We start from the raw sequence: 5,136 nt of genomic DNA, 5'->3' as shown, positions 1-5,136 counted from the left end.
CTTATCGCAGCTATTTTTAATCATATTCACACTAAGCGTGCTAAATTTAATGAATTAGCTGACGTGAAAGATGTGTTTGTTGCGCAAGGTGTTGATGGCGATAAGTTTGATAAGTTATTTAAAAGCTTTTCGGTTCGTACATTAAGCTCTAAGATGAAGCGCGATCAAGAATACTTTAAAGAAAAAGGTGCTCTTCGTGGTGTGCCCACATTTATCGTAAACGGTAAGTATAAATTAAACTTAGGCCGTGAATCAGGTGTTACAGCACCTGAAGATATCAGTAAATTAATTAATTACTTAGCTAACAAGTAAGTTTAGCTAAAAAAGCTCCTTAAGGAGCTTTTTTGCTTTATAAGGATGTAGCAATGAAAAAAATATTAGTATCGAGTTGCTTGCTAGGGCAGCCTGTTCGTTATGATGGGAAAGGACAAACATTACAGCATCCACAATTACGGGTATGGCAAAGTAATAAGAAAATAATATCCTTTTGTCCTGAAGTGGCTGGTGGGCTATCTACTCCTAGAGCTCCTGCTGAAATAATACAGGGGAAAGTAATTACTAATTCAGGAGAAGATGTAACAGAGCAATTTCAAACTGGGGCTAATATAGCGCTAGAACTTTGTAAAAAAAATAAAGTTCGTTTTGCTTTACTTAAAGAATCGAGCCCTTCTTGCGGACGAAATACAATATATGATGGAAAGCATCGCGGAGTAAAAATCATAGGTCTAGGTTTAACTGCAGCATTATTAATAAAGAATGGAGTTCAAGTATTTAGTGAAGAGCAAATACCAGCACTTATAAAAGCACTGGCACTTTAATTTTGGTTGGTTATTTACGCTGTAAGAAAACACCCGACTCTATGTGATGTGTATAAGGGAACTGATCAAATATCGCAAAGCGCTTAACGTTATGCGAACGCGTTAAATGATCTAAATCGCGTTCCAGTGTGTCAGGATTACACGATATATAAATTATGTTTTCGTAATTAGCCACTAAATCACAGGTTAACTCATCCATACCAGCGCGTGGCGGGTCGACTAATATGGTTTGGCAGTCATAGCTTTTAAGGTCAATACCGTCTAAACGAGAAAAAGTACGTTCGCCATTCATTGCTTGAGTAAACTCTTCGCTCGACATACGAATAATATCTAGGTTGTCTACATTGTTTTTGGCAATATTATATTGAGCAGAGTGAACAGACGATTTAGATATTTCAGTTGCGAGTACTTTATTAAAAGACCCCGCTAGCGCAATAGAAAAGTTACCATTACCGCAGTAAAGCTCTAGTAAATCATTTTTAAGTGGTTTACATAAATCTTGTGCCCACTCAAGCATACTTATATTTACTTTTGCATTAGGTTGCGTAAAGCTATTTTCTACTTGTTGGTAAATTAGTTCTTGGCCATTTACAGTTAATTGCTCTGTTACAAAGTCATCACCTAGCACTTCTTTCTGCTTACGTGCTCGGCCAATAAAATCTATTTTATATTTTTCACTCAGTTTTGCCTTTAGTGACTTAATTTCACGTAGCCATTCATCATCAAGCGGCTTGTGATAAAGCAAGCTCACTAAAATTTCACCACTGAGTGTAGACAGGTAATCTATTTGAAATAGCTTTCGGCGTAAAACCTCGCATGGTTTAAGGTTTTCAATCATCACCTGCATGATTTCACCAATAAGCGGTGCCGCAGGGTCAAACGTATCAACGCGTATTTTTTCTTTAGTTTGCTGATCAAACATTATATGAAACAGATCGTCTCCATCATGCCATACTCTAAATTCGGCACGTTGGCGGTAGTTAATTGGCTCCGAGCTAAATACTTCTAGCTGCTCCACACCAAAACGTTGAAACTGTGAAGTTATACGCTGTTCTTTTTCACTTAACTGCGCTTGGTACTGCGTGGTATCTATTTTAATAACTGCCATTCGCGTTACTACCTTATCTAAGATCTGTTTATCGGCGCTATTGTAGGGAGCGGTTCGCATTTGTCTAGTTTTGGCTAGAATAAATGATGTTTTTTTGCACGGTTTACTTTAGTTTTTTATGCCCTGGCCGATAATAAACTACGCACGCTCAGGAGACGATTCATGAAAATAGGCAACTATGGCTTTGTACCAAGCCAGAACATAAACAAATTCAACAACAAAGCTGATGTACAACAACCTACCATCGCGTCTCCGCAAGACAGCTATCAGCAACGAGGTAAAGAATTAGCTGCTAAAGTTTTAGGTGATAAAATGGCAGAGCAGCTGGGTTTGCCTGTTCAAGAAAAAAAAGCAGATAAGCCCCTTTTTGATTTTGAAGCAATTGTTAAAAATGTACTCGACTTTGTTACCGGCGCCGTTAATAAAGCAAAAGCTGATGGTGCCGATGACGATAAATTAAAAGGTATGCTAAGTGATGCCCGTAAGGGGGTTCAAATAGGTATTGATGACGCTGTTGATGAGTTAAAAGAATCCGGCGTTCTGAACGATGAAACCCAAGAGGGAATCAACAAATCAAAAGAAGGTATTTTTGATGGCCTTGATAAGTTTGAAGATAATTTGTTTAACCCAATGCCCGCTAGTGTGGGGGTAACTCAAGCACAATACGCAAGTTTAAGTAATAATGCTCAGTACAGTTTCACAACCGCAGAAGGTGATGAAGTAACAATAAGTTTTGCCGATGCGTTTAAATCTCAGTCTGCTAGTAGTTATCAGCGTGGTGAAAGAGGGGAGGCATTCGTAAGTGAATCATCACAATCGAGAGAGCTTTCATTTTCAATGTCAGTTAACGGCGACCTTAATGATAAAGAGCAAGAAGCAATTAATGAATTAATGGAAAACCTACAAAACGTAAGTAAGACCTTTTTTAGCGGCGATTTAGAGCAGGTATTTGAAGAGGCGCAAGAGCTTAGTTTAGGCAATGAACAACTTGTTGCATTTTCAATGGATTTACGCCAAACCAAAACAGTTGCTGCAATAAAGGGTTACGAAGAAAATAAACCGGCTCCAGAAAAAGTAATTGCAGATAAAGTAGCGCCTTTTAATGATGACCTCCGAGAGGCATTTTCTAAAGCAACCGAGCTAGGTATTCAAAATCAATTATCAGGTATTATGCAGTGGCTTAATGAAGATCAAAGTGAGATCGATAAACTGGTTGATTACACAAAAGCTATGTTTGAAAACCTTAATAAGATAAATAGCGCGACAAAGCAAACAGCAGAGGAAGTTTAACCTCAACATTAAACTACTTTCTTTTGCAAAAATCACATGGCAAACTGCCGTTCTAATCTAATAATAGGAACGGTCGTTTGTCAGCGCATATAATGGTTTTTGATTCAGGGATTGGTGGCACAACAGTACTTGATCATATAAAGCAACGTATCCCGAATGCTCAATATAGCTATTTTATGGATAATGCTTTCTTACCTTATGGAGCTCAAACACAACAAACAATTATTAATCGTTTGTGTTCGCTCATTCATTTCATTAAGTCAAACAAGCTAAACGTCGATTTAATTGTAATAGCATGCAACACGGCATCCACATCGGCATTAAGTGCTGTACGCAAAATTACAGATATACCCATAGTTGGTGTTGTACCAGCAATCAAGCCCGCCGCAGAATTAACACGTTCAAATCACATTGCTTTACTGGCAACACCTGCCACAATAGCGAGCTCATATACAAAAAAGTTAATAGCACAGCACGCTAGTAATGTAACTGTTAACTTATATAGCAGTGTTGAGTTGGTAAACGTTGCTGAATTACTTTTCTTTAATGGCTATTTAGATACAAATAAATTACATGCTGTACTTGAAGGCTTGAGTATTGAAAAGCAAACAGATGTGCTTGTATTGGGGTGTACTCACTTTCCAATACTTACAAAGCAGATTAGTGAGTACTTTAAAAATAGCATTCAGCTGGTGGATTCCGGTGCAGCAATAGCAAATAGGGTTATTTATCTATTAACTGAGTCAGGTTTATTAGCACAAAATATACCTGGCATAAAAAAGCCGTTGCAATACTATGCAACGGCTAATGTGATCAGCGATAAACTTGCGGTTAAGCTAGTTAAACTGATTGATCCGCCTGAGTTCGAAGCGTATTAGAATCATCTTCTTGTTTTTGTTTTGCTTCACGAACTTTTAAAGTACGTTGTTGGAACTCACTATCGTTCAAGTTAGCAATAGCATTGTCTGCATCAGCTTGCGCCATTTCAACAAAACCAAAGCCACGACGTTTGCCTGTATTTTTATCCTTTAATAGGCGAACGTTGAATACTTTACCTTGCTCTTCAAACAAAGCACGAACAACACCTTCGTTTGCACGGTAAGGAAGGTTACCAACGTAAAGTGTTTTAGTTTTTACTTCGGCCTCTTCTAAAACGTCAGAAGACATAGCAGCAATAACTAGCCCACCTATTAATAAGCCAACAGCAAATACAATTGCAGGGTCAAGTTCTAAGCTTCCAAGGGCGAACTTAACAATAACAAAACCAACTACAGCAATAACAACAGAAAAGATAAAAGATTTTTGATCGGGTAATTTCATTTTAGATCTACCAATAAACAGGAAATAAACATTAATTTAACATTGTGAACTTGCTATCTTAACGTCTTAAACGAACTTAGCAATGATATTTATATGAAATTATAAAATGCAGTGTAAAAAAACATCAATTTAAGCGTGTTTTAACATGGTTTTTTGTGGTTTTGTTCTAATTTTGTTCGAACAGTAAAAAGATCTAAAAAAAGGGTTGATCTGTTTTCGGATCTCCCTATAATGCGACCCCACTGAGACGGGAAACGCCGAAGCATAGCAAAGTGTTAGCGGCTCAGAGAGTTAAATCAAACTTTGGTTTTAAATCATCGAAAGAAAGTTTAAAACAAAGTATTGACTCGAAAAATAAAGGATGTATTATACGCATCCCTAGCGACAACGTCGCAACGTTCTTTAACAATATAAAGCAATCATCTGTGTGGGCACTCGTACAGATTGAGTTCTAACAGCCAAGCTTAGTTCGCTAAGTGAGGCAAACAAATTAGAGTCTCAATTGAAACTGAGTGACCAACAGAATAATTACTTAGGTAGTTATTCAGCACAGTCAATTCAATATCGAAAGATATTAAATAAATTCAGAATTCATTGAGC

6 protein-coding genes are annotated in these 5,136 nt (G+C 37.4%); 4 read left to right on the top strand and 2 right to left on the bottom strand.

What is annotated here, in order from left to right; genetic code table 11:
* Nucleotides 1–312, top strand: a 312-nt coding sequence (locus tag BCG07_RS12860; RefSeq protein ID WP_286890455.1) for a DsbA family protein, incomplete at its 5' end; no start/stop codon positions are given.
* A 53-nt stretch (nucleotides 313–365) separates the two neighbouring features.
* The gene (locus tag BCG07_RS12855; protein ID WP_286890454.1) at nucleotides 366–818 is read left to right on the top strand and encodes a 2-thiouracil desulfurase family protein; all 453 of its coding nucleotides are present in this window, start codon (nucleotides 366–368) and stop codon (nucleotides 816–818) included.
* A 10-nt stretch (nucleotides 819–828) separates the two neighbouring features.
* On the opposite strand, the gene trmA is transcribed toward BCG07_RS12855, so the two are convergent.
* Nucleotides 829–1,926 (bottom strand): tRNA (uridine(54)-C5)-methyltransferase TrmA, encoded by a 1,098-nt coding sequence (gene trmA, locus BCG07_RS12850; RefSeq protein WP_039038550.1) that lies wholly within the window; start codon nucleotides 1,924–1,926, stop codon nucleotides 829–831.
* Between the two features lie 162 nt (nucleotides 1,927–2,088).
* On the opposite strand from trmA, the gene BCG07_RS12845 reads away from it, so the two are divergent.
* Nucleotides 2,089–3,216 (top strand): DUF5610 domain-containing protein, encoded by a 1,128-nt coding sequence (locus BCG07_RS12845; protein WP_286890452.1) that lies wholly within the window; start codon nucleotides 2,089–2,091, stop codon nucleotides 3,214–3,216.
* A gap of 77 nt (nucleotides 3,217–3,293) precedes the next feature.
* Entirely contained in the window at nucleotides 3,294–4,094 is an 801-nt protein-coding gene (gene murI, locus BCG07_RS12840) for a glutamate racemase (RefSeq protein ID WP_286890450.1), read from the top strand.
* On the opposite strand, the gene BCG07_RS12835 is transcribed toward murI, so the two are convergent.
* Nucleotides 4,057–4,536: an RNA recognition motif domain-containing protein gene (locus BCG07_RS12835; RefSeq protein WP_008130837.1), complete on the bottom strand. Its 480-nt coding sequence runs from the start codon at nucleotides 4,534–4,536 to the stop codon at nucleotides 4,057–4,059. The genes murI and BCG07_RS12835 overlap by 38 nt on opposite strands.
* Nucleotides 4,537–5,136: the final 600 nt, after the last annotated feature.

Origin of the sequence: Pseudoalteromonas sp. ESRF-bin5, assembly GCF_002632075.1 — a bacterium.
Classification (GTDB): Bacteria; Pseudomonadota; Gammaproteobacteria; order Enterobacterales; family Alteromonadaceae; genus Pseudoalteromonas; species Pseudoalteromonas marina.
The sequence above is the reverse complement of the archived record's forward strand: the minus strand, read 5'-3'. Positions and strand labels throughout refer to the sequence as shown.